The following is a 26,251-nucleotide window of genomic DNA, read 5'->3' on the forward strand; positions in this document are numbered from 1 at the left end:
TGGCATCGGGCAATCCCCTGCTGCATCAGCTGTACGTTTCGTTTGGTGGCGTGTTCCACAACGACCTCCTGCGGCAGCAGCGCAAGGGCGGCTTCAACGGCATCCCCCGCGAAGGGCACGACGAACTGGTGGATGCCCTCGAAGCCCACGATCCCGACGCCGCCGTCAGCAGCGTCTACCGGAACCTGGACTACTGCTCGGATCAAGGGCCGCGATAGCCCAGCCACTGTTTACGGCACTGTCTCGATTCCGGCTCCGGCGGCGTCCCTGAACCTGGCATTGATCAGAACCACCTTATGCCCGGCCCGATCCAGGAGACTTGCGGCGACACTCGCCCGGTATCCCGTGGCGCAGTGCACCCAGGTCCTGTGATCCGGCAGTTCGGTGATCCTCCCGAGGAGCTCGTAGACGGGCACGTTCAGCGCACCCTTGATATGGGAAGTGTTGAACTCGTCCGGACGCCGGACGTCCAACACCAGGTCCTCCGGCTTCCGCTCGCTTGCAAAGAGGTTCCAGTCTCCGTGCCCATAGCTCGTCCGGGGATGGTCGGCGGCCAACAAAACGGCTTCAGGCCCGACGGCGGCATCCGGGCTGTCGATACCGATCCTCGCCAAGTCACGGATCGCCTTTTCAAGATCCTCGAGCGGCCCCAGCAGTGTGAGCGGTTGGTTCCACGGGATCACCCAACCGAGGTAGCTGGTGAAGTTGTCCCCGCGACCGTACTCGAAGCACACGCTGCCCTGCAGGTGAGATTCCGCGAACGCCACGCGGTGCCTCAGGTCTACCACCCACTCCCCTTGCCGCAGCCGCCGGCTCAGTTCCTCAGGATCAACTGAATCCGGCACATCCAGGTTCGCCGGCCCCACCCCTGCAGCGTTGAGCGGGCTCATGTGGGCGTAATAGGCAGGATAGGCGGTGATGTTCGCCAACAATTCCGCGACGAAGTGGTGCTCGCTGGAATCGGTCAAGGCATGGTTGGACTCTGCCTGCTCAGCAATTGTCGAAAATTCCTGATGGCTCGCGGGCCCGATCGAACAGAACGATCCGAAGCCATGGGTTGGGTACAGCGCAGCCTCCGGACGGGAAGCATCCACCAGGCGCCGCACGGACGAATACTGGTCATGGGCCAGCTTGGCGGTGTCACGAGGGGAGACCAGGTCCGTCCGCCCTACTGAACCGTAGAGCAAGCTGCCGCCGGAAAACACGGCCTCCGTGCCGCCGTCGTACCCGTCATCCCGCACCACATAAGAGAGGTGCGTGTGGGTGTGGCCCGGCGTCGCAACGACCGAAACCGCGAGCCTGCCGACGTGCAGGACCTGGCCGTCGGTGACGGGAACCCTCACAAACGAAACCTCATCCGCCGCGTTCACCAGGTACGCGGCACCGTGCTTCTCCGCCAGGACCAAACCGCCGGTGACGTAGTCATTGTGCAGGTGCGTTTCGGCCACATGCGTGATCCGGACACCGGCGTCACGGGCAGCCTTTTCAACCCGGTCAATGTCCCGTTGAGGGTCAATCACCAAGGCAACGGAGTCGTCGTGCACCAGGTAACTTCGGTCCCCCAACTGGGGAGTTTCGATGACCACGACGTCCATGCTTCAGGGTACAGCCGGGCGCAATGAAGGGGACTAAAAACAGAAACGGGGCCACTCCCAAGGAGTGACCCCGCCCCGCAAAACGGAAAACTAGACCTGTGCGGCTACGCCATCACGGGAGATGTTGACCATGTCCTCGCGCGGCACCACCTTGATGCGTTCACGCTTGACCTCAACACCGTGGGACGTGCCCGCCTCGGTGGCTGCTGCGCCGAGGGCGAGTTCGTGGGCGTCCAGGGCCAGCCAGCCTTCCCAGCTGGTGAACTTCACGCCGCGGGAATCGAGAAGATCCACGACGGCGTCTGCCGCGGGAACCTCGGCGACCGGCAGGTTTTCGCGGTCCTCCAACAAGTACGTGACGGTTTCGAGGGCATCGCCCTTGGTGTGGCCGATGAGGCCCACCGGACCGCGCTTGATCCAGCCCGTTGCGTAGAGGCCCGGAACGTGCTGGCCGTCGGCGTCAAGGACGCGGCCGCCGTCGTTGGTGACGACGCCCTTCTTGTGGTCGAACTCAACGTCCGGCAGCGCCGAACCGAAGTAGCCGATGGAGCGGTACACAGCCTGGACCGGGTAGTCGATGAACTCGCCGGTGCCGCGGGCGTTGCCCGTGCCATCCAGCTCGGTGCGCTCGAACTTGATGCCGGCAACCTTGCCCGGGGTTTCCGGGGAGTCCACGATTTCCACCGGGCTGTGCAGGAAGTGCAGGTGCAGGCGGCGGGAAGCGGTGAGCTCGGAGAGGTCCTCGGGCTGCTCGGCGATCCAGTTGGTCAGCGTGCCAACCATGGTCTTGGTCTGGTTGTTTGTCTGGACCTGGCGATCAGACTCTTCGTCGAATTCGAAGTCCTCGGCGTAGAGGATGATGTCTACGTCCTTGGAGTGCGAGAGTTCACGCAGTTCCAGCGGAGTGAACTTCACCTGTGCAGGGCCGCGGCGGCCGAAGACGTGGACGTCGGTGACCGGGGAGTTCTTCAGGCCCGCGTAAACGTTGTCCGGGATTTCGGTGACCAGCAGGTCATCGGCGTGCTTGGACAACACGCGGGCCACGTCCAGGGCGACGTTGCCGTTGCCCAGGACAGCGATTTCCTTGGCGTCCAGCGGCCATTCGCGGGCAACGTCCGGGTGTCCGTCGTACCAGGAGACGAAGTCTGCGCCGCCGAAGGAACCCTCGAGTTCGATGCCCGGGATGTTCAGGTCGGCGTCCTTGATGGCGCCCGTGGCGAAGATGACGGCGTCGTAGTGCTTGCGGAGGTCCTCGATGGAGATGTCCGTGCCGTAGTCCACGTTGCCGAAGAAGCGGATGTCGCCACGGTCCAGGACCTTGTGCAGGGCGTTGACGATGCCCTTGATGCGGGGGTGGTCCGGGGCCACGCCGTAGCGGATCAGGCCGTAAGGTGCCGGGTAGCGGTCGAAGAGGTCGATGCTGACGTTGAGTTCGCCGCTTTTGACGGCCTCGCTCTTGGTCAGGATGTCAGCTGCGTAAACGCCGGCCGGGCCGGAGCCGATGACGGCGACGCGAAGCGGACGGTCCGCAGAACCTACGGGGGTGCTAATTGACACGGCTGTGTTCCTTCTTCTTCTCAGTTACTGCGGACGCGGGGACGATTGGGGGTAATAGTGCTGTAGTCAGCGGTCTTGAAGTGCTGCGGTGCAAAGGGGCTGACCCGGACGACATCGCCGATCACAATGACCGCCGGGTTGGCCACGCCGACGGCTTCGGCCTGGTCCGCGATGGTCCCCAGAGTGCCGATGGTGACGCGCTGGTCCGGCAAATACCCGTTCTCTACGATACCTACTGGTGTGTCCAAAGGCAGACCCGAGCCTGCCAGTTCAGCCGCGGAATCACGCAATTGGGCCACTCCCATGAGCAACACCACAGTGTGATCCGGGCGAGCGGGGACTTCGGAGAGCTCTTCGTGGCCGGTCACCACGCTGAAGCCCTTGGCCAGGCCGCGATGTGTCACCGGGATTCCTGCGGCAGCGGGAACGGAAATTGCCGACGTCACCCCGGACACCACTTCAACCTCGACGCCGTTCTGCCGGCAGAATTCTGCTTCCTCACCGCCGCGGCCCAGGACATAGGGGTCGCCACCTTTGAGGCGGACCACCCGGTTGCCCTTGAGGGCTTCCTCTACGAGGATCCTGTTGATCTCAAGCTGGGGAACGGGATGGTGCCCGGGGGTCTTGCCGACCTCGATCACCCGGACGTCGGGCGCCAGTTCCTTGAGCAGCTCCCGCGGGCCAAGACGGTCGGCAACCACGACGTCGGCCTGGCCCAGGAGGCGACGGCCGCGGACGGTGATGAGACCCGAGTCGCCGGGCCCGCCGCCCACCAAGGCAACAGAACCAGCCGGAGTCTTTCCAGCTGCGTCCGGCTTACGGTGCCGGCGCAGCGGAAGGTCCCCGGTTTCGAGGGCCGTGGCAACTGCGTTCCGAAGGGCCATGGCACGGCGCGGGTCTCCCCCGGCGTTGATGGCGATCTTGACGTCGTCCACTACGGCAACCGCGGGTGTCCACGCTGCGGATGCTTCGTGGTCCGAGGCGTTGACGCACCAGATACGCTGCGCCTCGGCGTCGGCTGCTACCTGGGTGTCCACGGCGGGAGTGCCAGTGGCAGTCTGAACGAACCAGACGCCGTCGACGTCGGTTGTGCGGTACTCGCGTTGCTCCCAGGTAAGGAGGCCGGAAGCGGCGAGTCCGCGAAGCGTTTCGGTGGCAACGGGAGCGACCACGGTGACTTTCGCACCCGCATCGAGCAGTCCCTTGGCGCGGCGCGACGCAACCGGGCCGCCGCCGACCACCAGCACCGGGCGGCCGAGCAGCCGCAGCGCGGTGGGGTAAATGTCCTGTATTGCCATGAAAAAACTGTAGGGCGGCTCCGTAACATGCTTCAAAGGCTCGGAAACACCCGGTAACGCTGGGTAATCCAACGTCACATAATTCCAGGCTTAGCCGGAAGAAACCCTGTCTTTAAGCGTCAGGTAGTAGGCCCGCTGCTCCTTGCCCAGATGCTCGATGGCGTAACGAAGGGTGGTTCGGGGCATGGTGGCAGCGTGCTCGTCAAGGAACGCCAGGAGTCGCTCGCGGCTGCTGCGCCCTGCGTCGCGGACCCAGCCGCCGACTGCTTTGTGGATCAGGTCTTCCTTGTCTCCGAGCAGGATCTCTGCAATGGCGAAGGTGTCATCCAACTGTCCTTCACGAATGAACGCCGAGGTGGCAACGATGGACGTCCGGCGCTCCCACATGTTCTGCGACCGGGCCAGGCTGTAGAGCGGGTCGCGCGGCTTATTCAGCAGCCATCCGCCCACCACGTTCCCAGCGCCGAGGTCCACCAGGTCCCAGTTGTTGATGCGATCGTGCCTCCGCAGGTACAACCCGTAAAGCTCCCGACGCCGTTCTTCCGGGGTCTTCTTTTTCTGCGCCTGGAGAGCCATGATCTTCACGGCACCGGCCCTGGCCTCGTGGATGTCTTGCTCCAGGAGCATCTCGATATCTTCCAGGGACATGGCCGCGAATTCCTTGGCCAGTGTGAAAACCTCGCCCATGCGGACGCCCATGAAGAAGTCGCCCTCGGCATAGTCGCCCTTGCCGGTCTTGAAATAGCGCCGGTATTTGGCTTGCTCGACATCCGACTGGCGGATTTTCAGGCGCTCCAAGAACGCGACGGCGGTGGGCTCCGTTCCTGTCATTCCTCCATCATGCGCCTAAAACACCGACCAGCCAGTGCGCGTGGTAAATTCGTCCAGCGCTGCAACCCCGGCCACGGAATTCCCGGACCTTCCCAGACCAGGGCTCCACACGCTGATGGAGCACTTGTTCGGGACCACGGCCACGATCCCGCCGCCCACGCCGCTCTTGCCCGGAAGCCCCACCCGGTATGCGAATTCTCCAGCGGCGTCATAAGTACCGCAGGTGAGCATGACCGCGTTGATTCTCTTGGTCTGCGCCGGAGAGAGCAGCAGCGTCCCGTCCGCGCCCAAGCCGTTGGAGGCAAGGAACCGGGTTGCGAGTGCAAGGTCTTCGCACGTCATGGCGAGCGCGCATTGCTTCGCATAGGAATCCAGGACGTCCTCCACCGGGTTTTCCAGATTGCCGCAGCTTGCCAGGAAGTGAGCCAAAGAGGCGTTGCGGTGGCTGTTGGCCAGTTCGGAGCCGGCCACCTGCTGATCGGTGTCGATGCTGTCCTTGGTGGTTTCCTGACGCATCAGATCACGCACGGCATACGCTGCGTTTCCGGTCAGGCTCAGGAGGCGGTCCGTCACCACGATTGCACCGGCGTTGATGAAGGGATTCCGGGGAATCCCGTCTTCGCTTTCCAACTGGACCAGGGAGTTGAAGGGGTTGCCGGAGGGCTCCCGGAACACCCGTTTCCAAATACTGTCTCCGTCGAATGCCAGTACCAGGGCCAGCGCGAAGACCTTGGAGATGCTTTGGATGGAAAAGTCCACGTGGGCATCTCCGGCTGAATACACCTCGCCCTCACGTGTGGCGACGGATATGCCGAATTGTTGGGCGTCCACGGCTCCCAGTTGGGGAATGTAGTCAGCTACGTTGCCTTGGCCGACATGCGGCTGCACGGCCCCGACGATGTCGTCGAGGAGATTTTGGATATCCATGGTTCCTAGCGCTTGGTCCCTGCATAGGTCCAGAGCCTGATCTGGAGGTGTGCCAGTAAGCGTTCATCCGCTGATTGCAGATCCAGGCCGGCCACTTCGCAGGCGCGGCGGAGCCTGTAATGAACAGTGTTGCGGTGGACGGCCAATTCCTCGGCGCACCGGTTCACGTCGCCAAAGAACTCCAGGTAAGTCAGGAGGGTCAGCGCGAATTCCGGGTAGCGGCCGCACAGCCGGGTGATTCCTGCATGACGCAGGGTGGTTCGCGATTCCAGCAACTCCAGCAGTTCCCTGGTCAGGACTGTTGTTTCCACGTCGCTGTAGGAGGCCACACGGACGTCCGGCGTTGCTTCCATGACTTTGAGGACGCTGCGGACGTGATCAAGGGTGGCATGCAGTGCGTCCAAGCGCGGAACGATTGGACCTACTGCTGCCTGCACCTGGAAGTGAAGGTGCGTGGTGGCATCACGAACGATGGTGTTGACCAGCCGGTTGATGGCGGGGAGGGACTTCAGCGGGTCCACGTCGGGAAGGATGATGGCCGTTTCCATCCCCAACGCCCCCACTACGGCGCCCGGTCGGTAGGCTGCGGCGTGGATTGATGCCACTTTGGAGAGCTCTCCCCTGCGGAGTTGAAGCCCCGCCGCGCTCTGGCTGAGCCCGCCCGCCGAGATCAGGACCAAAGCCGCTGGCTTCGACGGATCGATGCCCGCGGATTGGGCCTGGGAATGGACTTGGGCGGTGCCACTGAGCAGGCTGGAGACCCGGTCCTCGCGCATCGACTGCGACTGCTCATTGCGGTGCCGTACCAGTTCGATGGCCGCATGCCGGGCCGCACCCACCATGATGCGGTCCGTGTTCGCCGCCAGAGGTTCAGCACCTTCCTGCAACCAGATGTATCCCATCACCCGGCTGCCGGCGTGAATGCCGATCGCCACACGTTCCCGGAGCCCGGCCTCGAGGTTGGCCTCTACGTGAACAGGCGCTTCAGTAGCTTGGAGGTGCTTGTAGACTCCTGATTCCTTGAGGAGTTTTTGGTACTTTTCAGGGCCTCGCCGCGCCAGGATGGACAACCTGCGGAGCTCGTCAACGTCATTGGACGCCGGCGAGTAGGCAAGAACCCTGTTGCCGGGATCTTCGATCACCACGTGGCCGTTGGTCAGCGTGGCTGTGGTTTGGGCGATCGCGAACAGGTCGCGGTGAACTGACGTGGGGGTTTCCCCGGGCACATCGTTCTCCCGGACCCGGTCCAGCGCGATGCTCTCGAACTTATCCCAGCGGAGCCCTGGGGCAACGGCCACCAGTCCAATGCCGGTCGGGTGGAGCAACTCGGCCACGGCTTCCAACTCGCGTTCACTGCCCTTGACAGCAACTGCTGTGGGACGCCCCGCCATGATGCGGCGGAGCGCAGGGAGCGCCGCACGCCCGCGAACGCCGATCAACATGACCAGGGCCCCTGGGCGGATCTCGTCGTCGTCTTCAGCATCAACAATGACAGTTTCGCGAACGGTTCGGTTGTCCTCTGCCGGGGCCAGCAGCAACCGGGCGTTGCCGACACCCAGGTCTTCCAGGACATCGCTCAATAAGGTGACGACGCCGTCGTCGTCAATTTCCAGGGCTTTCAACTAAGCTATCGCTTCCTCTCCACATCAGTTCCATCAGCAGTACGCTTCCTCGCCATTGAGGGCGCCGCCGGTACATGTGCGCAGGCACGCACAGCGAGAAACATTACCGGCCCTTCAGAACACCAGTGTTGTCCCCGCGGCACAAGAGCCGGGCCCTGAATTTGGTTCGCCAGCCAATTTGTTTTCGACGGCGGCGACCTAGAGTTGGTGACTGTCCCACACACCACAAAGACTGATTGCAGCGCGGCCAATTTCAGGCACAACTGCGAGGCAGCCAGCCCCACGTTGTGGAGTATTGAGCCACCCGAGGTGGCAACGGAGTCAAAGGAGACCCCCGAAGTGATACCCACCCCTGCGTCCACACAAACCCTTCCTTCCCCAACAGACCTGGCTGCCAGTCCGCCGTCGACCGCTTTCGCCCAAGAAGAAGCCGGCTACCGCAAGACCCTCAAGCCCCGGCAGATCCAGATGATCGCCATCGGAGGGGCAATCGGTACCGGGCTCTTCATGGGCGCCGGAGGCCGTCTGAACGGATCCGGACCTGCGCTGGTGCTGGTCTATGCCGTCTGCGGATTCTTCGCGTTCCTGATCCTGCGGGCACTCGGCGAGTTGGTGCTGTACCGCCCCACCTCCGGCTCGTTCGTTTCCTATGCCCGCGAGTTCTACGGCGAGAAAATGGCCTACACCGCGGGCTGGCTCTATTTCCTGAACTGGGCCATGACCTCCATTGTGGACGTCACCGCCGTAGCCCTGTATGTGAAGTTCTGGGGCCAATATTGGGCACCCATCAACGACATCCCGCAATGGCTGATCGCATTGATCGCTTTGGTAGTGGTGCTCTCCCTGAACCTGGTGTCCGTGAAGATCTTTGGTGAGATGGAGTTCTGGTTCGCCATGATCAAGGTGGGCGCCCTGGTGACGTTCCTCGTGGTGGGAATCTGCTTCATTGTTTTCGGCGGCCGGACGGATGTTGGCGTTCCGGGTTTCAACGTCATCGCTGAGAACGGTGGCATGTTCCCCATGGGCTCAGTGGCACCGCTCCTGGCCATCAGCGGCGTGGTGTTTGCCTATGCAGCTGTGGAACTGGTGGGCACCGCGGCCGGCGAAACCGCCGAACCCCACAAGGTGATGCCCAAGGCCGTGAACACCGTGGTGATCCGCATCGGGGTCTTCTACGTGGGCTCAGTCCTGCTGCTCTCGCTCCTGCTTCCCTTCACGTCCTACAAAGCCGGCGAATCTCCGTTTGTCACCTTCTTCTCGCATCTCGGTGATCCACAGGCCGGAGCCATCTCCGCATCCGTGATGAACTTCGTGGTCCTCACCGCGGCATTGTCCAGCCTCAACGCAGGCCTCTATTCCACCGGCCGCATCCTCCGCTCCATGGCGGTCAATGGCTCGGCTCCGCAATTCACCGGACGGATCAGTAAGTCCGGAGTGCCCTACGGTGGCATCCTGCTGACAGCGGTCATCACCTTGGTGGGTGTTGGATTGAACGCCGTCGTTCCATCCCAGGTCTTTGAAATCGTGCTGGAAGTCTCGGCGGTGGGCATCATCGGCGGCTGGGCCACCATCATGTTGTGCCACATCAAGCTCCAGCACTGGGTCCGCAGCGGCAAGGTTGCCCGGCCAGCGTTCCGGCTGTTCGGTGCACCCTTTACCTCTTACATCACGCTCGGATTCCTGGCCTTTGTCCTGGTCACCATGGGGTTCTCGGAAACGGGCCGCTGGGTGCTGGCCTCATTGCTGGTGTTGGCGCCGCTGCTGATAGCCGGCTGGTATGCGTATCGCGGCCGTATTCGCACTGCCCTGACGTCCTAGACCCCTTTTCAGTTTGAAAGTGAAACACATGAGCACCCCTTCCCCGTCCCCCAGAATCGGCACCCCCAGCAGGGCTTGGCGTTCCCGTGCCGACGCTTGGGAGTTTTTGGGATACGCCCTCAGGCAGCTCGCCTCGGCCCGACACCAGGAGTCCGGTTTGCTGTCCCAGATCGATAGGACCTTTGCCCTCCTGGCAGCGGTGGAACCGTATTGGGCAGAGCCCGGAGTCAACGCCGTGGCCCAGTTGCGCCAATTAATCGACGACGGCGAACCCCAGGCCGCGCTCCAGCTTCTGGGCGGTTTGGATCACCTCCCGCTCGCCTCTGCCGGGGAAACAGCTGCGGTGCCGCGCGGGGAGATCCTGGACGAGGAAGTTGTTGACCAGTCCGAGCCGGCGGAACGGCCACGCTTTGAGGTCCTGGTGGTGGACACCGTGCAGCCCGAAGAAGCCGAGGCGCTCAAGAACACCATGGCTGCGCAGCGCCGCCCTTCGGATGCTTTCACCTACACGGTCAACGTGGTTCCCAGCTATGAGGATGCCTTGGTGGCCATCATGCTGAACCCCGATATCCAGTCCGTTGTTCTTCGCCCGGGTTTCTCCCTCCGCAGCTCCCATCTGTTGGGCAGCGACCTCCGGAGGTTCCTGGCCCGGCATACCTCCGCAGACTTGCAGGACTCGCGACCCATCAGACGGATCCTTGCGCTGGCCGAAGCAATTTCCGGGCTGCGGCCGGAACTGGACGTCTACTTGGTGGCAGGGGTCTCCATCGAGTCCCTGGCGGGATCCCTCACCAGGAAGTTCCGGCGGATTTTCCGGCGACAGGATCATCTGGACCTGCATCTGTCACTGCTGTCCGGGGTGGCCGAACGCTACGAAACACCGTTCTTCACGGCGTTGCAGGACTACAGCCGCCGCCCGGCCAGCGTCTTCCATGCCCTTCCGATTTCCCGGGGTGCGTCGGTGGGGACGTCACCGTGGATCCGGGACATGGCCGATTTCTACGGGACCAACCTGCTGCTGGCCGAAACCTCCGCCACCTCGGGCGGTCTGGACTCCTTGCTGGATCCGCACGGGTCCATCAAACGCGCACAGGAACTCGCCGCGCGGGCCTTTGGTGCGCAACGAACCTACTTTGTCACCAACGGCACATCCACGGCCAACAAGATCGTGCACCAGTCACTGCTTGCCCCGGGCGATGTTGTGCTGGTTGACCGCAACTGCCACAAATCGCACCACTACGCCTTTGTGCTTGCCGGTGCACGTGTGTCCTACTTGGATGCCTATCCCCTGGACAAGTACGCGTTTTATGGTGCTGTCCCTTTGGCCAGCCTGAAGCGCAGGCTCCTGGAGTACCGGCGGGCAGGCAGGCTTCACGAGGTGAAAATGGTGACCCTCACCAATTGCACGTTTGATGGTGTCGTCTACGACGTCGAAAGGGTCATGGAGGAATGCCTGGCCATCAAACCGGATCTGGTTTTCCTGTGGGACGAGGCGTGGTTTGCCTTCGCCCGCTCCCATCCGGTGTACCGCCGTCGAACCGGTATGGCGGCTGCAGCGGCACTGGAAGCTTCCTTCAGCGATCCTGCCTACGCCACCCGGTACGCGGAACAGGCAGCCGCCCTTCATGACCCGGTCACCGGCGAACCTGTTGATGACGAAGCCTGGCTCTCCACCAGGCTGATTCCGGATCCTGCCAAGGCACGCCTGCGGGTCTACGCAACGCAGTCAACCCACAAAACGTTGACCTCGCTGCGGCAGGGTTCCATGATCCACGTGTATGACCACGACTTCGCCGGCTCCAACCGGGAGTCCTTCCGCGAGGCATACATGACCCACACGTCCACCTCCCCCAACTACCAAATTCTGGCTTCCCTGGACATTGGCAGACGACAGGTGGAACTGGAAGGTTTCGGCCTGGTGCAACGGCAATCCGACCTTGCCGTATCCGTGGCCCAAGCCGTGGCCCGGCATCCCCTGCTGAAGAAGTACTTCCGGGTGCTGACCTCGCGGGACCTTATCGGTTCGCGCTATAGGGAAACCGGCTCCAGCATGCCGCTGCGGGATGGGCTGTCGGAGCTGGAGGACGCCTGGCAGCGGGACGAGTTCGTCATCGATCCCAGCCGCCTCACGCTGGACATCAGTAAAACAGGGATCGACGGCGACACTTTCCGCCACAGCTACCTCATGGACGATCACGGCATCCAGGTGAACAAGACATCACGGAACACTGTGCTGTTCATGACCAACATCGGCACGTCCCGCAGCTCCGTGGCGTACCTGATCGAGGTCCTGGTGAAACTCGCTGAGGGCTTTGAGAATCCACATCCTTCGTCGCTGGCTCGGACGCTACCTGCCGCCTCCGACGCTTCCCGCCCGACTCCCCCGCTCCCGGATTTCAGCACCTTTGCCGCACGCTTCCGTGTGGATGATTCCTGCGAGGACGGTGATATCCGGGCCGCCTACTTTGAGAGTTACAAGCCCGATTCCACGGCGTACTTGTCCGCGCCTGAGGTGGCTGCGGCGGTGGCCGAAGGACAGGAAGTGGTCTCGGCAGGGTTCGTTACGCCGTATCCGCCCGGGTTCCCCATCCTGGTCCCGGGGCAGGTGATTACCCGGCAAACCCTCGAATTCATGGCTGCTTTGGATACGCGTGAAATACACGGGTTCGATCATGAACGGGGGTACCGGGTGTTCGCGGAGCCTGCTTCGTCTTCTGTTCTCGAGCTGGTGGCTGTGGCGTCCTAGGGTTTCGCGGAAGCCGCAGGCCAAGTCATAGCTTGGCGCTCCAACCGAAGGCAGGAGCGACGTGCTTGGCGACGTTGCCCAGCAGCTTGGCGTTGTAGTCGACGCCAAGCTGGTTGGGCACTGTGAGCAGGACCGTGTCGGCTGCTTGCACTGCTGCGTCGTTCGCCAGTTCGTCTGCTAGTTGATCCGGCTCGCCGATGTAGCTCTTCCCGAAACGGGACAACGCGCCGTCGAGAATTCCCACTTGGTCTTGGCTGTCCGCTTGGGCGCGCAGACCGAAGTAGTGGTTGTCGACGTCGTCCACGATGGGGATCACGCTGCGGCTGACGGAGATCCTTGGTTCAAAGTCGTGCCCTGCGGCGGCCCAGGCTTCGCGGAACATCCGGATCTGCTCTGCCTGTAACTCATCGAAGGGCACGCCCGTGTCCTCGGTGAGGAGAGTGGAGCTCATCAGGTTCATCCCCTGCTCAGCAGCCCACACGGCCGTTTTGCGGGTTCCGGCGCCCCACCAGATCCGCTGCGGGAGGCCGGGTGACTGGGGTTGGATGGGCAGCAGACCTGTGGCCCCACCGGCGTAGTGCGGGTCCGCTTCGGCCACCCCGTGCCCGGCGATGGCTTTGCGGAACAATGCAGTGTGGCGGCGGGCCATGTCGCCGCCGTCCTCACCGTCCTCGGGGACGTAGCCGAAGTTCGCTGCTCCGTTCCGTGCGGGTTCGGGTGAACCACGGCTCACTCCGAGCTGCAACCGCCCATCACTGATGAGGTCTGTGGCTGCTGCTTCCTCGGCCATGTAGAGCGGGTTTTCGTAGCGCATATCGATGACGCCGGTGCCCATCTCGATCCGGCTGGTCCGCGCCGCAATAGCACTCAGCAGTGGAAAGGGCGATGCTTGCTGCCGGGCGAAGTGATGCACCCGGAAGAACGCTCCGTCGATTCCCAGTTCCTCGGCAGCTACCGCCAGTTCGATTCCCTGTTTGAGGGCCTCGCCGGCCGTTGGCACGAGGGAACCCGGGACTCGGGCCCAGTGACCGAAGGAGAGGAAACCGATCCGTTTGTTGTGCATGTTCGGGACAACTCCGCGAGGGCCCGGAGAATTCCACGGAGCCGCTCGTCCAGCGCTCAGCGCTTTCCGAAAGTGATTCAGAATCCGTCGAGCGCATTAGGTATAGTGGAGCCGTCGGCGGTTTATCTATTTGATGGAGTAAAATGAATTTCGACACGGGGGTTGCCGATCGTTTGATCGGTGCATGTCGAGACGCAGCGCGTACGTTGCAGGATCAACGCGGCGGGCGGGAATCGATCTCGACTGCTGCTCTTACGGAATTCCGGGGCGTGTTCGCTGACTGTTTCCGGGAGAACGTTGCCGCTGAACGGGCGGCCCGTTCGGAGCTGGTCCATATGTTGGAAGATGTTGCCCGTCGGGTACAGGAAGCGAAGAGCGCCGCGGAGGTTGAGCAGCGTCGCTTGGATCAGGTGAGGGAGTGGGCGCTTGCCCCGGTTGGGCGCGTGCTGGCGGCGGATTTGCAGTGGATGTGGGGCCGCGCCCGTCGATGGAGGCGACTGACCGTCCGGTGGTGAGCGTGGAGACTGCACGGCAGGGGTTTCGTGTCTGGGCGAGTGGGCAAGGACAACCGGAGGGTTTTGGATGAAGTGTCTGAGGTGTTGAAACGATGAAAATTTCCAACTTTGCAGCCTACATCGCCGCGATCGTGACCATTGGTGGCGTCTCAAGCTGCGCAACTTCGGACATTCCAAGAGAGGAACATAACGTGGTTACGCAAGTGAGGTGGCAGGAAGCTAAAGCAAGCACGGAAAAGGAAGCGCTGGAGATCGCGGCCTTGATCCCAAAGGACAAGATTACTTCCATAGTCCAGAAAGAGACGGGCGTTCTCCTATCCTGCAGCAATACCGAACACAACTGGAACGGTTCGACTTCGATCACGCTGACTGAGGGAAGCGAAGCTGAATCTGTCGTGAAAGAACTTGAGACGGCTGCTCGGGCACACTACACGGATCATCGTTTTGAGGTCTCAAGCGACCGGACCATACAAGGCACCTTTCGTGTTGAGATAAGCGATCCGGCCACCTCGGAAATGTATCTCATCAGGGAGGACGATCCCGGCGTCATTCGCATTGCATCAGGTTCGCCTTGCTTCACTTTGCCCGAGGGCATCTACCCGGGTGGGGATTTCTAGATTCTCATGAACAACCAGAACCTCATCGCCTCAAACAGTGAAAACAACGAGCAAGTACTCAAAGACATGCTTGGAATTGTGGCTCGATGAGGGCGCGTCGCGGTGCCATGGCGTTGTGGCTGGTGGCAGCTTCGATCGGGCTCGCCGCTTGCGCTGGAAACCCCAACACGGGTTCAATCCAGTCGACTGTGCCAACACCTACTAAAACACAAGAGGAACCGATGAAAGCTGAACTGACCTGGCAGGAGGCGAAAGCCCACACCCAGGCAATGGAATTGGAGATCGCCGCACTGATTCCAAAAGATGCTGTTGTCTCGATCGATCAGAAAAGGAAGGGCGTGCTGCTGTCCTGCACCAAGACCCAGCACAATTGGAATGGCTCGACGACCGTCACGGTCACCGAAGGAACCAAAATCGAGCCGATCCTGAAAGAAATCAAAACCCACTATCAGAGTGGACAATACGTCGTCGAGGACAGGCTTGATATCAGAGGATCATACGAAGTCCAGATAAGCCCTCACAATACGAGCGATGAAAACTACATTGTCGCCGAAGGGTTAGCCCCCAACCAGATCCGCATTGATTCGGGCTCTGAGTGTTTCACGTTGCCAGAAGGTATTTACCCGGGCGGGGATTTTTAGATCCTCATGAAAAACCAGAACCTCCTCGCCTCGTACAGCGAGGACAACGTGCACGTGCCCAAGTGCATGCTGGGAAGTGCAATTCGGTGAGGATTCGGAGCGGCGCCGTGGCGTTGATGCTGGTCGTTTCAATCGGGCTTGCCGGTTGCGCCGGAAACCCAAGCGTGAGTTCGACCGAGTCAACCGTGCCAACTGCCAGTGATACACAGGAGGAACCGTTGATAACTGAACTGACCTGGCAGGGAGCCAAAGCCCACACTCAAGCTATGGAACTGGAGATCGCCGCCCTGATCCCAAACAACACCATTGTCTCGATCGATCAGAAGGAGACGGGCATGCTTCTGTCCTGCAACAGCACACACCACAAATGGAAAGGTTCCACTACCATCACGGTCGTTGGAGGAACCAACATCGAGCCGATCGTGAAGGGCATCGAAGCCCACTACCGGGCGAAAGGAACGAAAGTATCCGCCGACACGAATGTCGACGAAGACTATCGATTCCAAATCGATCTGGGAGGCGGGGAGAACTACATCGTCGCAGAAGGCTTGGCCCCAAATGAAATCCGTATCGCCTCGGGATCTGAGTGTTTCATTTTGCCCGAGGGCATCTACCCGGGCGGGGATTTTTAGGTCCTCATGAACAACCACAACCTCATCGACTCAAACAACGAAAACAACGAGCAAGTACTCAAAGACATGCTTGGAATTGTGGCTAGATGAGGGCGCGTCGCCGTGCCATGGCGTTGTGGCTGGTGGCAGGTTCGATCGGGCTCGCCGCTTGTGCTGGAAACCCCAACACGGGTTCAATCCAGTCGACCGTGCCAACGCCTGTTAAAACACAAGAGGAACCGATGAAAGCTGAACTGACCTGGCAGGAAGCAAAGACCCAGGCCCAAGCCATGGAAGTGAAGCTCGCCGCCCTAATCCCAAAAGACGCTGTTATCTCGATCGATCAGAAGAAGAAGGGCATGCTTCTGTCTTGCAACAAAACCCAACACAAATGGAAGGGTTCAACCACCATCACGATTGCCGCAGGAACGAACATTGAGCCGGTGGTGAAGGACATCGAAGCCCACTATCAGAGCAGCCTCTTTGGAGTCAGGAACAGGCTTGACATCAGGGGTTCCTATGAAGTTCAAATGATCGCTCTCAGCGGAAGCGGGGAGAGCTATATTGTTGCCGAAGGCCTGGCCCCAAATCAGATAGACATCGATTCAGGTTCGCCTTGCTTCACATTGCCCGAGGGCATCTACCCGGGTGGGGACTTCTAAAGCGCAGTTCCGCGTGGAGTGGTACAAACTCCACGTCGTCCGGTGCCTGCTCCTTCCTCATTCAGCCCGGCGATAATGCATCGCCACCGCTCCGTTACTGAGCGGCTCTGCTGAGATCAGCTCAAGATGCCGGGTGCTGGGCAGTCCGCCTTGGTAAAGGGTGGGTCCGTGGCCTGTGATCATGGGGTGGATGAGGAATTTGTACTCGTCGATCAGGCCCAATCGGTCCAACTCTGTTGCTAGTTTCCCGCTGCCAACAAGCACCCCTTTGGGAGTCCTGTCCTTAAGCTCCTGAACGGCCGTACCCAGTTGGCCAACCAGCCGATGACTGTTGGTCCAGGGGAAGTCGCTCCGCGTTGTGGAAACGACGTACTTGGGTTTTCCCTCCAAGGTGATCGCCCACTCGCGTAGGGCTGGCGGCGCTTCTACTTCGCCACGGGCAACCAAGGGCCAGTAAACCTCCATCATTTCGTAGGTAGTCCGGCCCCAGAGCATTGCGCCGCTCTGATCCAGGAGACGCGTGAAGTGGGCGTGCGTCTCGTCGTCGGCGATGCCCTCCTGATGGTCCACGCAACCATCGAGCGTGACGTTGATGCTGAACGTTAGAAGGCCCATTCGACGATTCTAGGCCGCGAATCGCAATGGCGCAGCGGACAACGGAGGAATGCCAAGGGCAGGCAGCGCCAGCAGAAAATGAATCGCTCATTTATACCCTACCGGGGTATACTGTCGGCATCGGAAATAGATGAAGGTGGTGAAGCATCGTGAGCAAACTGCTGTCCCCTCAAGCTCTTGCCGCCTCCCTCGTGCGGGCGTTGCTTCTACTTCTGGTAACGGCCGTCATTGCAGGCATATTCGGAATGCACATCATCAGCGGTTCCCATGGGGCAGGGGGAACGCATGGGACTCATGCGGCATCACCTGTAGTGAGCACCTCCTCATCCCACCACGCGCACGGCCCTTCTCATGAGGTGAGCGGTGCCTCGGCTGGCGACGATCACGGCACGGAATTTGGAAGCTGCTCCTGCACTCAGGCTGCCAGTTGCATCCCATCCCTCACAACAGCTTCCCTGAGCGCTCCCCCACCCGGCACGACAGGCGAAGTCACCCCTGCATCGTGGGAACTGCCCACCATCTTTCCGTCCTGGTCCTACCAACCCCACGGTCCTACACCCGGGCAACTCTGCATCAGCCGTACGTAAGCACTGGATGGCCGATAACAGCCGGGACCGCACATCCATTCACCATCTGCTGACTACCGGGCGGCTGATTATCACCGCCGCCCGAAATGCAAAGGACTTTTACTCATGAACAGAACTCACTTCACTGTGACCGGAGCGGCTCTCGCAGCTCTGCTTGCCCTGGCTGGTTGCGCTTCAAACCCCGGCTCCGGTTCCATGCCAGGCATGGAGCATGGAAGTTCCGGCACCTCCATCAGCCCCTCTGCGAACAGCGGCGACGCCGGGCACAACGCAGCGGACACCATGTTCGCCCAAATGATGATCCCCCATCACTCCCAAGCGGTGGAGATGTCCGATGCCATGCTGGCAAAGGCTGACATCCCGGCCGCAGTAACCGCCTTGGCCGTGAAGATCAAAGACGCGCAGGCACCCGAAATAGAGAAGATGACGGGCTGGCTGAACAGCTGGAACGTGCCTGTCATGGGATCCTCGGCGCATGGCGGCCACGGCATGGACGGCATGCTGAGCGAGGCGGACCTGCAGAAGCTTAGGGATGCCCAGGGTGTGGACGCGGCCAAGCTCTTCCTCACGCAGATGATCGCGCATCACGAAGGTGCTGTGACCATGGCCAAAACCGAGATAGCCCAGGGCAAGAACCCGGAGGCCGTCCAGCTAGGCAAGGACATCGTCACGGCGCAGGAAGCAGAGATTCGGGAAATGCGGGATCTGCTGACCGGACTCTAACCTCACCGTCTGGCGACGCAAGGGCTCGACGGCGGGAGGTCGCCGTCGAGCCTTTGCTCGCCGTCCGGAAGTCGACTGTTATGCAGCGGCCGACTCGAAGTGCCGAGCGCCTAAAGCGTGTCTGGATCAACAATTGTCGTCGGGTAAGGCTTGCCCGGCCTGAGAGGGGAGATACTGACGATCTTCCAGCCTTCCCCGGATTTTGCGAGTTCAACTTTTTGGTCGTAGACGTAGCCTTCGCTGGGGCCTTGCACGCCGTTCACCGGACCGTGTTCCAGCTGTGTCTGCTCCGAAATCTCTACGTTGGCGCCGGCATCGGTAATGGTGAATTTCTTGACGGTGATCTCCGAGCCGCTGTCCGTCAAAAGGACGCCATGGGGAGCAATCGCGTCCCTGCGTTCGTGGAGCTGTCCGTACTCCAGCTCAATACGCTCAGCTGCGTCCGGCACGAAATCCTGACTGATCTCCTCCTGAGTGGAGGAGAAGCCGGGGACAACTTGATGATTCCTGCGGTCGATTGCCCGCTCGATAAGAGTCTGAACAGCGACCTTCGCTTCCGCATACGGCTGCGGGGCCGGCGCTGCACACGACGTCACGGAAAGCAGTGCAGCTACAGCAACCGACACCAGTGTTCTTTGCTGCATGGTCATGACCTGCCACCCTTCACACGACTCCCGGGAATCGCCTCCCCCAAATGCAAAGGCTGGTGGCAACGTAGCATGTGGTCCGGGTCGAAACCAGATCCGGCCACGTTGTACGAGTACGCGCGTGGCCTGCCCGCACCCCTTTCCGCCAAATGCCCCTGTAACCACTGATGCGCACGGCGCGAACGGGTGCGAACCCGACGCCGAAGTGGTGCGCCCGGCGCAAACACGTGCTCCAAGTGAAAAGGGGTCCGCCAGAAGCCGCCGCACCCCTTTCCGCCAAATGCCCCTGTAACCACTGATGCGCACGGCGCGAACGGGTGCGAACCCGACGCAGAAGTGGTGCGCCCGGCGCAAACAGGTGCGGGAAACCCCGGCGGACCTAGCGGCTGCTGCCCGCCAGCAAACCCCGGCGCTGGAGCAGTCGCTTCTCGATCGGCCCGAACACCAGGAGCTCAATAAGGATGCCCACGAACAGGATGAGCAGGATCGCGGACATCACAATGGTCATATCGGAGAGCAAACGGCCCTGATCCAACAACGAGCCCAGCCCGAAGCCGATGGTGCCACCTACCGCTATGATTTCGGCGGCCATGAGGGAGCGCCAAGAGAAAGCCCAGCCCTGCTTCAAACCACCTATGTAGCCCGGAAGCGCTGCGGGCAGGACAATCTGCAGCGCCATCTGGAGCCGGTTTGCGCCAAGCACGGTGCCCACGCTGCGGTACTGCGGCGGGATCTGGTCCACGCCGGAGATGAGCCCGTTGATGATGGACGGGATGGCACCCATGAAGACCACGAAGTACACGGTGCCTTCGGACAGGCCGAACCAGATGATGGCGGCAGGAACCCACGCCACGGACGGGAGGACCTGCAAGCCGGAAATGAGCGGCCCGAACGCACGGCGCAAAGGAGCCACCTGAGCCAGGATCAACCCCACCGGGGTGGCGATGACCACGGAGATCAGGAAGCCGATCACACCACGCTGCAGCGAAGTCCACACAGCTTCCTGGACTTTTCCTTCGCCCCACATCGTCACGAACTGGGTGAGCACGTCAAGCGGCCCCGGTACCAGGTCCCGGCGCTTGAACCCCAACGAAACGTAAAATTGCCAAGCAAGGATCAGGACCACCAGGGCAGCCACGGGCAGCAGCACCCGATTCCATTCAATCCCGCGCTTACGGCTTGTGTCTGACTGCAAATTGTCCAGGCCGGCTTCAAGGTCCCGGAGTTCCGAGGCATTGCCCTTCAGCGATGGCGAGGTGATGTGCTCTTTGGATTCAGTCACGGGAAGGGTCCGCTCTTCGGTGGTGATGGGGTTACTTGGCATGGCGGCGGATCTCCTCGCGAAGACGGCGGGTGATGGTTCCGGTCAGCTCCCCGGCACGGCCTGCATCGGTACGGTGTTCCTCGGTGACGTCCCACTCGGCCACCACACGGCCAGGACGCGAAGACAACAGCAGCACGCGCTGACCCAGTCGAACAGCTTCGCGCACGTTGTGGGTGACGAACACGATGGTCCGGCCCGTTTCCTTCCAGATCCGCTCAAGCTCGTCATGCAGAAGATCCCGGGTGATCGCATCGAGGGCAGCAAACGGCTCATCCATCAACAGCAACTGCCGGTCCTGAGCCAGGGAACGGGCCAACGCAACGCGCTGCCTCATGCCGCCGGACAGTTCGTGCGGGCGTTTGTCGCCAGCGCCGCCAAGGTGGACCAGTTCCAACAGTTCGGTGGCGCGTTCGCGCCGGCTCGCCTTCGTGCTGGACTTGTCAGCCAACTGCAACGCCAACTCAATGTTGCCGCGCGCGGTCAGCCACGGGAACAGGGCCGCGTCCTGGAACATGAAGGCAGCGCCGTCGCTGGGTACTTCAAGAGCGCCCGACGTCGGCGGTTCCAGTCCCGCCATGATGTTCAGCAAGGTGGACTTACCGCAGCCGGACGCACCGAGGAGGGCGACGAACTCGCCTTGAGCGATGGTGGCGTTGACGTCGTCCAGCACCGGGGCGCCGTCGCCGAAGCGCTTGCCCAGGTTCTCGAGTACGACTGGCATGGTCCCGTCCTTCATGTTGATTGGTAAAGCTGATGCGGCCAAAGGCCGGCCCGCTCCCCTACCAATAAGGGGAAGCGGACCAGCCCGTTACTGCTTAGTCCTGGCCAAGACCCGCAGCCGAGTTTTTCTTGCTGTCGACCTCGTTCAAGGTGCGGAGATCGAAGATGCCGTTGATGTCGGCCTGCTGCGTGGTCCCGGCTTTGACACCGTCCTCCAGCAACTTGTTGTACGTTCCGGCGAGCGGGTCGGTGGTGAACTTGATGTTCTGCAGCGCACGCTCAATCACGTTGGCCGGAAGCGGCTTACCTGCCGTGTCCTTAAGGACCGCGTTGATGGTGGTGGCCTTCTCCGCAGCCGAAGCGCTATTGAGCCAATTCACGGATTCCACATGGCCCTTCAGGAGGGCCTTCACGGTTTCCGGGTGTTCTGCGGCGAACTTCTTGTTCACGATCAGGATGGTGGTGGTGAAGTCACCGTTTTCCCACAGGTCCTTCTCATCCACAAGGACCTTAGCCCCGGCTTCGAGCACCAGTCGGGAGGCCCAAGGCTCCGGCAACCACGCGCCGTCGAGCTTTCCATCTTGGAAGAGCTTCAGCGACTGCGCGTTCTCGGTCGGGTTGATGTTCACATCACCGCTGCCATCGGTGCTGGTCTTGAAGCCCTGGCCATCAAGCCAGGCCCGGAGCGCGACGTCCTGGGTTCCACCGAGCTGCGGAGAGCTGAGGATCTTGCCCTTGAGGTCGGCCGCGGAGTTGATCTCCGGCTTCACCACCAACTGCGCACCGCCGGACGCTGCACCGGCGATGATGCTGATGGACTCGCCCTTGCTCTTGACGAAGGAGTTGATGGCCGGGTTCGGGCCGATGTACGTGGCGTCGATGGCGCCGGCGTTCAGGGCTTCGATCGCGGCGGGGCCGGCGTTGAAGACCTGTGTGCTCAGCTTGGTATCGCCGAGCTCCTTGGCGATCAGGCCCTTGCTGGTACCCACCAGCGCCGGGCCGTGGGTGACGTTGCTGAAGTATCCGAGCTTCAGCTCAGCAGCCGGGGACGTGGTCGGGGCCGGCGCGGCTTGGTTGTTCTGCGAAACAGCGGAAGCAACCGCGGCGCCTGCACCGATCAGCAGCACCAGGCCGACGGCCAAGGCGATCTCTACAGTGCGGCGGCGCTTGGGCTTGGATGCGGCCTCACCAGCGACGATGCGGGTGGTGCCGGAATCCGGTTTCCGTGACTCGGGAGTGTTAGCCATGAGGGTGGGTCCTTAGAAGATGTGGGATGCGAGCGGGGCGAAGATCAGGCCCCGCGACATCGCCCGTCAAGGGCAAGCAAGGACCATTCCGGAGAGGTCATGCCTTCACAGTAGGGACTGTCATATTTCGGCTTCAATCCCGTAGAAATCAAGGTTCACGCAGGTTCATGTGGCGTCATATTCACCGCGAGGGCTTCAATGTCGCGCGGAGTTGTGCGGCAGCAGCCACCTATGAGATGGGCGCCCCGGTCCTGCCAAGCAGCTGCGTTGCCGGCCAAGGTACCGGTGCCCTGAACGCCCTCCGACGGACTCCATGTTTTGGTCACAGCGTCGTAGGTCTCTCCGGAATTCGGGTAGGCCACCAACGGCTTATCGGAGGCTTGTTGCAGAGTGCTCAGCGCGTCAGTCACCAGTTCCAGCGGCACACAGTTGATCCCGACGGCGGCCACCCGCGGTTCCGCGCGCAGCAGCGCTGCCACGTCCGCAAGGGGCGTTCCGTCGCTGATGTGGCCGCTGTCCCGCAGCGTAAACGTAAACCAGGATTCGACGTCGAACTCTGCCACGAGCGCCAACAGCGCCTCGGCTTCGGCGAACGACGGCAGCGTCTCGCACGCCAGGAAATCCGCGCCGGCCTCCACCAGCGCCGCAATACGGGGGCGGTGAAAATCCTGGAATTCCGCGGTAGAAAGCGTGTAATCCCCGCGGTATTCGGAGCCATCGGCGAGGTATGCGCCGTATGGACCTACGGATCCGGCCACCAGCAAAGGGCCGCTCGCAGACCCCTCCGCCAAGGCTTCGCGCCGGGCTTCGTCGGCCAGACGGACGCTCAACGCCACCAACTCCAACGACTCCTCCACGGACAGCCCGCGCCGCGCGAAACCCTGCGGAGTGGCCTGGTAGCTGGCCGTGATCGCTACGGAGGCACCGGCGTCGAAGTAGTCGCGGTGGACCTGCTTGATCAGATGCGGCTGCTCCAGCAGGACCTTGGCGGACCACAAAGCGTCTTCCAGATCGCAGCCGTGGGCCTCCAATTCGGTGGCTAACGCACCGTCCAGGACCAGGTCCTTGCCGGCGTTGAGGAGAGTGCTGAGCGTGGTGTTCTGTGGCATGGGTCCTTCCCAAAAAGAAAACCGCATCTTGTCCGAAATTCCCGCCGTACAACGTGAGGAGTCGCGAACAAGCTGCGGTTTTGTGACTACGTGTGACCCTAGATGACGTAACGTTCGTCTTCGTGGTCGCCCGGGTGGTCCTTCACCAAGCCGGCGGCAAGGGTGTTGCCGTCGATGGGGTCGATCACCAGGAAAGCGCCGGTGCGGCGGTGGTGCAGGTAGTTCTCCAACGGCAGCGGAGCAGAGAGCCGGAGCTGTGCGTGTCCGATGTCGTTGAGTTCCAAGTTGGACGCCGGCTCCACATTGAAGGTGGCCAGATCCAGCTTGCCGGTGACGTTGCGGACCAGTGCCTGGACCGTACGCGTACCGTGCTTCACCAGGACCTTCTGGCCTTCGCGCAGCGGCTTCGGCGAGAGCCAAGCCAAGGACGCATACAGGTCAGCGGTGCTTTCGCGGACCGTACCGGCAGCGGCGATGGTGTCGCCACGGGCGATGTCGATCTCGTCAGCCAGGCGGACAGCCACGGACTGCGGAGCAGCGGCCTCGTCAAGCGACTGACCGGCGAAGTCGATGCCGATCACCGTGGTGGTGCGCGGTTCGTGGCCGGGGCTGATGACACTCACTTCGTCGCCAACCTTGACTGAACCTTCCGTGATCTGGCCTGCGTAGGCGCGGTAATCGCGGTACGCCTCCACATCCAGCCCGGCAGCAACAGCATCCGGAGCCAAGGCACCCTGCGGACGGATCACCAGCTGGACCGGGAAGCGGAAGCTCTCCAGTTCGGCCTCGAGCTCGTCAGCGGCCGGGAGCGATTCGAGGACCTCCAGCAACGCAGGACCGGTGTACCAGGGGGTGCGCTCTGAGCGGTCCACCACGTTGTCGCCGTCAAGGGCGGAGACAGGAACCACGAAAAGGTCTGTAACCCCGCCAGCATTTGAATCTTCACGTCCGAGGCCAAGCTCACGCGCAACCTTTTGCACATCCGCTTCAATGTCGCGGAACACCTGCTCGCTGAAGTCCACGAGGTCGACCTTGTTCACGGCCACAATCACGTGGGCAACGCGCAGCAACTGCAAAACGGAAAGGTGGCGACGGGTCTGCTCCAGCACACCCTTGCGGGCGTCAATGAGTACGACGACGGCATCCGCAGTGGACGCGCCGGTCACCGTGTTCTTGGTGTACTGAACGTGGCCGGGGCAGTCCGCCAGGATGAAGCTGCGGCGGTCGGTAGCGAAGTAGCGGTAGGCCACATCGATGGTGATGCCCTGCTCACGCTCGGCACGTAGGCCGTCGGTCAGGAGGGCGAGGTCGATCCCGCCCTTCTCGCCGCCGAAGCCGCGATCCGCAGAGGTGCGGGCAACGGCGTCGAGCGTGTCAGAAAGAATTGCCTTGGAATCGTGAAGGAGGCGGCCCACCAAAGTGGACTTGCCGTCGTCGACCGATCCGGCGGTGGCGAAACGGAACAGTGTTGTGGGCAGGGCTGTCTCGAGCCCGGCAGCCAAAGTTTCGGTGCTCATTTAGAAGTAGCCGTCCTTCTTGCGGTCTTCCATGGCGGCCTCGGAGATGCGGTCATCTGCTCGGGTGGCGCCACGTTCGGTCAGGGTGGAGGCAGCGACTTCAACAACGACGTCGGCCACGGTGCGGGCGTCGGACTCGACGGCACCTGTGCAGGACATGTCACCCACTGTGCGGTAACGCACCAGTTTGGTGATGACTTCCTCGTTGGGCAGCGGCTGGGAGACTTCGCCCACCGCGCGCCACATGCCGTCGCGGGCGAAAACTTCGCGCTCGTGGGCGTAGTAGAGGCCCGGGAGCTCGATGTTCTCGCGCTCGATGTAACGCCAGATGTCCAACTCGGTCCAGTTGCTGATGGGGAACGCGCGGACATGCTGGCCCACCGTGTGGCGGCCGTTGTACAGGTTCCACAGCTCGGGGCGCTGGTTGCGCGGATCCCACTGGCCGAATTCGTCCCGGAGGCTCAGGATGCGCTCCTTGGCACGGGCCTTGTCCTCGTCACGGCGACCGCCGCCGAAGACGGCGTCGAACTTGTTCTTCTGGATCGCATCAAGCAACGGAACAGTCTGCAGCGGATTGCGGGTGCCATCGGCACGCTCGGCCAACTCGCCGCTGTCAATGAATTCCTGGACCGAACCAACAACCAGTTTCAAACCAAGTCGCTCAACAGTGCGGTCCCGGAAGTCGATGACCTCGGGGAAGTTATGCCCCGTGTCCACGTGCAGGACAGGGAACGGAACCTTGCCCGGCCAGAACGCCTTGGTGGCCAGGTGCAGCATGACCACAGAGTCCTTGCCGCCGGAGAACAGCAGCGCAGGCTTCTCGAACTCGGCAACCACTTCACGGATGATATGGATGGCCTCGGACTCGAGGGTGTCCAGCGACGAAAGGCGAGTCGACTGCAGAGCCGAAGCAGCAGATGCCGCCCCGGGAGTGGACGTAACGCCGAATGCCGCCCCCGCCCCTTCGCCGCGCGGCTGATCTTCGATCAGCCCAGCGCGCGGCTCCGACAGGCCCGATGCCACTCCCTGGGCGGCATCCGGCGTTGCGTTGGTTGTGTATGTGCTCATGTGTGTAGTCCGCATTCTGTCTTGTCGGAACCTGCCCAGCGGCCGGCTCGGGGGTCTTCACCCGGGGCCACTTTGCGGGTGCAGGGCTGGCAGCCGATGGACGGGTAGCCCTGGCTCAGGAGGGGGTTGACGGGAAGGATGTTGTCCTCGGAGTACTCGATCAGCTGATCGAAGGACCAGTCCACCATCGG

Annotated in this window: 25 protein-coding genes; 9 read left to right on the plus strand and 16 right to left on the minus strand. The window is 61.9% G+C overall.

What is annotated here, in order from left to right; genetic code table 11:
- Positions 1 to 218, plus strand: a 218-nt coding sequence (locus HP499_RS03585) for an FCD domain-containing protein (RefSeq protein WP_172322570.1), incomplete at its 5' end; no start/stop codon positions are given.
- Positions 219 to 230: 12 nt separating this feature from the next.
- Here the strand turns inward: HP499_RS03585 and HP499_RS03590 are convergent.
- The 6 genes from HP499_RS03590 to HP499_RS03615 all read right to left on the minus strand — a co-directional run bounded on the left by HP499_RS03590 (position 231) and on the right by HP499_RS03615 (position 7,830).
- Complete coding sequence (locus HP499_RS03590) at positions 231 to 1,595, minus strand: rhodanese-like domain-containing protein (protein ID WP_172322571.1); 1,365 nt, start codon at positions 1,593 to 1,595, stop codon at positions 231 to 233.
- A gap of 90 nt (positions 1,596 to 1,685) precedes the next feature.
- Complete coding sequence (locus tag HP499_RS03595; RefSeq protein WP_172322572.1) at positions 1,686 to 3,152, minus strand: FAD-dependent oxidoreductase; 1,467 nt, start codon at positions 3,150 to 3,152, stop codon at positions 1,686 to 1,688.
- Positions 3,153 to 3,172: 20 nt separating this feature from the next.
- Complete coding sequence (gene cobA, locus HP499_RS03600) at positions 3,173 to 4,450, minus strand: uroporphyrinogen-III C-methyltransferase (protein WP_172322573.1); 1,278 nt, start codon at positions 4,448 to 4,450, stop codon at positions 3,173 to 3,175.
- Between the two features lie 90 nt (positions 4,451 to 4,540).
- Complete coding sequence (locus tag HP499_RS03605) at positions 4,541 to 5,281, minus strand: DNA alkylation repair protein (protein WP_172322574.1); 741 nt, start codon at positions 5,279 to 5,281, stop codon at positions 4,541 to 4,543.
- 15 nt (positions 5,282 to 5,296) lie between these two features.
- The gene (locus tag HP499_RS03610) at positions 5,297 to 6,208 is read right to left on the minus strand and encodes a glutaminase (RefSeq protein WP_026539691.1); all 912 of its coding nucleotides are present in this window, start codon (positions 6,206 to 6,208) and stop codon (positions 5,297 to 5,299) included.
- Between the two features lie 5 nt (positions 6,209 to 6,213).
- On the minus strand, positions 6,214 to 7,830 hold the full coding sequence (locus tag HP499_RS03615; RefSeq protein ID WP_172322575.1) for a CdaR family transcriptional regulator: 1,617 nt from the start codon (positions 7,828 to 7,830) through the stop codon (positions 6,214 to 6,216).
- Between the two features lie 387 nt (positions 7,831 to 8,217).
- On the opposite strand from HP499_RS03615, the gene HP499_RS03620 reads away from it, so the two are divergent.
- Both HP499_RS03620 and HP499_RS03625 read left to right on the plus strand, forming a co-directional pair.
- On the plus strand, positions 8,218 to 9,648 hold the full coding sequence (locus HP499_RS03620) for an amino acid permease (RefSeq protein WP_253951379.1): 1,431 nt from the start codon (positions 8,218 to 8,220) through the stop codon (positions 9,646 to 9,648).
- A 28-nt stretch (positions 9,649 to 9,676) separates the two neighbouring features.
- Positions 9,677 to 12,394: an aminotransferase class I/II-fold pyridoxal phosphate-dependent enzyme gene (locus HP499_RS03625; RefSeq protein ID WP_172322576.1), complete on the plus strand. Its 2,718-nt coding sequence runs from the start codon at positions 9,677 to 9,679 to the stop codon at positions 12,392 to 12,394.
- Positions 12,395 to 12,419: 25 nt separating this feature from the next.
- Here the strand turns inward: HP499_RS03625 and HP499_RS03630 are convergent, their stop codons facing one another.
- Positions 12,420 to 13,457 (minus strand): LLM class flavin-dependent oxidoreductase, encoded by a 1,038-nt coding sequence (locus HP499_RS03630; RefSeq protein WP_172322577.1) that lies wholly within the window; start codon positions 13,455 to 13,457, stop codon positions 12,420 to 12,422.
- 143 nt (positions 13,458 to 13,600) lie between these two features.
- Here HP499_RS03630 and HP499_RS03635 point away from each other — a divergent pair, with 143 nt between their 5' ends.
- The 5 genes from HP499_RS03635 (at position 13,601) to HP499_RS03655 (ending at position 16,503) form a co-directional block, all read left to right on the plus strand.
- Positions 13,601 to 13,972, plus strand: a complete 372-nt coding sequence (locus HP499_RS03635; protein WP_172322578.1) for a hypothetical protein — start codon at positions 13,601 to 13,603, stop codon at positions 13,970 to 13,972.
- Between the two features lie 92 nt (positions 13,973 to 14,064).
- Complete coding sequence (locus tag HP499_RS03640; protein WP_172322579.1) at positions 14,065 to 14,589, plus strand: hypothetical protein; 525 nt, start codon at positions 14,065 to 14,067, stop codon at positions 14,587 to 14,589.
- A gap of 86 nt (positions 14,590 to 14,675) precedes the next feature.
- Complete coding sequence (locus HP499_RS03645; protein WP_172322580.1) at positions 14,676 to 15,230, plus strand: hypothetical protein; 555 nt, start codon at positions 14,676 to 14,678, stop codon at positions 15,228 to 15,230.
- A gap of 107 nt (positions 15,231 to 15,337) precedes the next feature.
- The gene (locus HP499_RS03650; protein ID WP_172322581.1) at positions 15,338 to 15,862 is read left to right on the plus strand and encodes a hypothetical protein; all 525 of its coding nucleotides are present in this window, start codon (positions 15,338 to 15,340) and stop codon (positions 15,860 to 15,862) included.
- A gap of 86 nt (positions 15,863 to 15,948) precedes the next feature.
- Positions 15,949 to 16,503 carry a hypothetical protein gene (locus tag HP499_RS03655; protein ID WP_172322582.1) on the plus strand — a complete coding sequence of 185 codons (555 nt, stop codon included), beginning with the start codon at positions 15,949 to 15,951 and terminating at the stop codon, positions 16,501 to 16,503.
- A 57-nt stretch (positions 16,504 to 16,560) separates the two neighbouring features.
- On the opposite strand, the gene HP499_RS03660 is transcribed toward HP499_RS03655, so the two are convergent.
- Entirely contained in the window at positions 16,561 to 17,118 is a 558-nt protein-coding gene (locus tag HP499_RS03660; protein WP_172322583.1) for a dihydrofolate reductase family protein, read from the minus strand.
- Positions 17,119 to 17,810: 692 nt separating this feature from the next.
- Between HP499_RS03660 and HP499_RS03665 the strand changes: the two genes are divergently transcribed.
- Positions 17,811 to 18,428, plus strand: a complete 618-nt coding sequence (locus HP499_RS03665) for a DUF305 domain-containing protein (protein WP_172322584.1) — start codon at positions 17,811 to 17,813, stop codon at positions 18,426 to 18,428.
- Positions 18,429 to 18,538: 110 nt separating this feature from the next.
- Here the strand turns inward: HP499_RS03665 and HP499_RS03670 are convergent, their stop codons facing one another.
- The 8 genes from HP499_RS03670 to HP499_RS03705 all read right to left on the minus strand — a co-directional run.
- Complete coding sequence (locus HP499_RS03670; protein WP_172322585.1) at positions 18,539 to 19,078, minus strand: hypothetical protein; 540 nt, start codon at positions 19,076 to 19,078, stop codon at positions 18,539 to 18,541.
- A gap of 376 nt (positions 19,079 to 19,454) precedes the next feature.
- Positions 19,455 to 20,399, minus strand: coding sequence for an ABC transporter permease (locus HP499_RS03675; RefSeq protein ID WP_172322586.1), 945 nt, complete (start codon positions 20,397 to 20,399; stop codon positions 19,455 to 19,457).
- Positions 20,389 to 21,120: an ABC transporter ATP-binding protein gene (locus tag HP499_RS03680; protein WP_026546384.1), complete on the minus strand. Its 732-nt coding sequence runs from the start codon at positions 21,118 to 21,120 to the stop codon at positions 20,389 to 20,391. Before HP499_RS03680 ends, HP499_RS03675 begins: the two co-directional genes overlap by 11 nt.
- A gap of 94 nt (positions 21,121 to 21,214) precedes the next feature.
- On the minus strand, positions 21,215 to 22,366 hold the full coding sequence (locus HP499_RS03685; RefSeq protein WP_172322587.1) for an ABC transporter substrate-binding protein: 1,152 nt from the start codon (positions 22,364 to 22,366) through the stop codon (positions 21,215 to 21,217).
- A gap of 155 nt (positions 22,367 to 22,521) precedes the next feature.
- Positions 22,522 to 23,475: a homocysteine S-methyltransferase gene (gene mmuM / locus HP499_RS03690; protein ID WP_172322588.1), complete on the minus strand. Its 954-nt coding sequence runs from the start codon at positions 23,473 to 23,475 to the stop codon at positions 22,522 to 22,524.
- Positions 23,476 to 23,573: 98 nt separating this feature from the next.
- Complete coding sequence (locus HP499_RS03695; protein WP_172322589.1) at positions 23,574 to 24,992, minus strand: sulfate adenylyltransferase subunit 1; 1,419 nt, start codon at positions 24,990 to 24,992, stop codon at positions 23,574 to 23,576.
- Complete coding sequence (cysD, locus tag HP499_RS03700; RefSeq protein ID WP_253951377.1) at positions 24,993 to 26,060, minus strand: sulfate adenylyltransferase subunit CysD; 1,068 nt, start codon at positions 26,058 to 26,060, stop codon at positions 24,993 to 24,995.
- On the minus strand, positions 26,057 to 26,251 hold a 195-nt coding region (locus HP499_RS03705; RefSeq protein ID WP_172322590.1), incomplete at its 5' end, for a phosphoadenosine phosphosulfate reductase family protein. The genes HP499_RS03705 and cysD, both read right to left, overlap by 4 nt.

Origin of the sequence: Paenarthrobacter sp. CM16 (assembly GCF_013179505.1) — a bacterium.
Taxonomy (GTDB): Bacteria; Actinomycetota; Actinomycetes; order Actinomycetales; family Micrococcaceae; genus Arthrobacter.

What these genes read in the sequence shown, in the direction of transcription:
- HP499_RS03590 (WP_172322571.1), bottom strand. Translation starts at nt 1,595, where the DNA reads ATGGACGTCGTGGTCATCGAAACTCCCCAGTTGGGGGACCGAAGTTAC.
- cobA (WP_172322573.1), bottom strand. Translation starts at nt 4,450, where the DNA reads ATGGCAATACAGGACATTTACCCCACCGCGCTGCGGCTGCTCGGCCGC.
- HP499_RS03605 (WP_172322574.1), bottom strand. Translation starts at nt 5,281, where the DNA reads ATGACAGGAACGGAGCCCACCGCCGTCGCGTTCTTGGAGCGCCTGAAA.
- HP499_RS03610 (WP_026539691.1), bottom strand. Translation starts at nt 6,208, where the DNA reads ATGGATATCCAAAATCTCCTCGACGACATCGTCGGGGCCGTGCAGCCG.
- HP499_RS03625 (WP_172322576.1), top strand. Translation starts at nt 9,677, where the DNA reads ATGAGCACCCCTTCCCCGTCCCCCAGAATCGGCACCCCCAGCAGGGCT.
- HP499_RS03630 (WP_172322577.1), bottom strand. Translation starts at nt 13,457, where the DNA reads ATGCACAACAAACGGATCGGTTTCCTCTCCTTCGGTCACTGGGCCCGA.
- HP499_RS03635 (WP_172322578.1), top strand. Translation starts at nt 13,601, where the DNA reads ATGAATTTCGACACGGGGGTTGCCGATCGTTTGATCGGTGCATGTCGA.
- HP499_RS03640 (WP_172322579.1), top strand. Translation starts at nt 14,065, where the DNA reads ATGAAAATTTCCAACTTTGCAGCCTACATCGCCGCGATCGTGACCATT.
- HP499_RS03645 (WP_172322580.1), top strand. Translation starts at nt 14,676, where the DNA reads ATGAGGGCGCGTCGCGGTGCCATGGCGTTGTGGCTGGTGGCAGCTTCG.
- HP499_RS03655 (WP_172322582.1), top strand. Translation starts at nt 15,949, where the DNA reads ATGAGGGCGCGTCGCCGTGCCATGGCGTTGTGGCTGGTGGCAGGTTCG.
- HP499_RS03660 (WP_172322583.1), bottom strand. Translation starts at nt 17,118, where the DNA reads ATGGGCCTTCTAACGTTCAGCATCAACGTCACGCTCGATGGTTGCGTG.
- HP499_RS03665 (WP_172322584.1), top strand. Translation starts at nt 17,811, where the DNA reads ATGAACAGAACTCACTTCACTGTGACCGGAGCGGCTCTCGCAGCTCTG.
- HP499_RS03670 (WP_172322585.1), bottom strand. Translation starts at nt 19,078, where the DNA reads ATGACCATGCAGCAAAGAACACTGGTGTCGGTTGCTGTAGCTGCACTG.
- HP499_RS03675 (WP_172322586.1), bottom strand. Translation starts at nt 20,399, where the DNA reads ATGCCAAGTAACCCCATCACCACCGAAGAGCGGACCCTTCCCGTGACT.
- HP499_RS03680 (WP_026546384.1), bottom strand. Translation starts at nt 21,120, where the DNA reads ATGCCAGTCGTACTCGAGAACCTGGGCAAGCGCTTCGGCGACGGCGCC.
- HP499_RS03685 (WP_172322587.1), bottom strand. Translation starts at nt 22,366, where the DNA reads ATGGCTAACACTCCCGAGTCACGGAAACCGGATTCCGGCACCACCCGC.
- mmuM (WP_172322588.1), bottom strand. Translation starts at nt 23,475, where the DNA reads ATGCCACAGAACACCACGCTCAGCACTCTCCTCAACGCCGGCAAGGAC.
- HP499_RS03695 (WP_172322589.1), bottom strand. Translation starts at nt 24,992, where the DNA reads ATGAGCACCGAAACTTTGGCTGCCGGGCTCGAGACAGCCCTGCCCACA.
- cysD (WP_253951377.1), bottom strand. Translation starts at nt 26,060, where the DNA reads ATGAGCACATACACAACCAACGCAACGCCGGATGCCGCCCAGGGAGTG.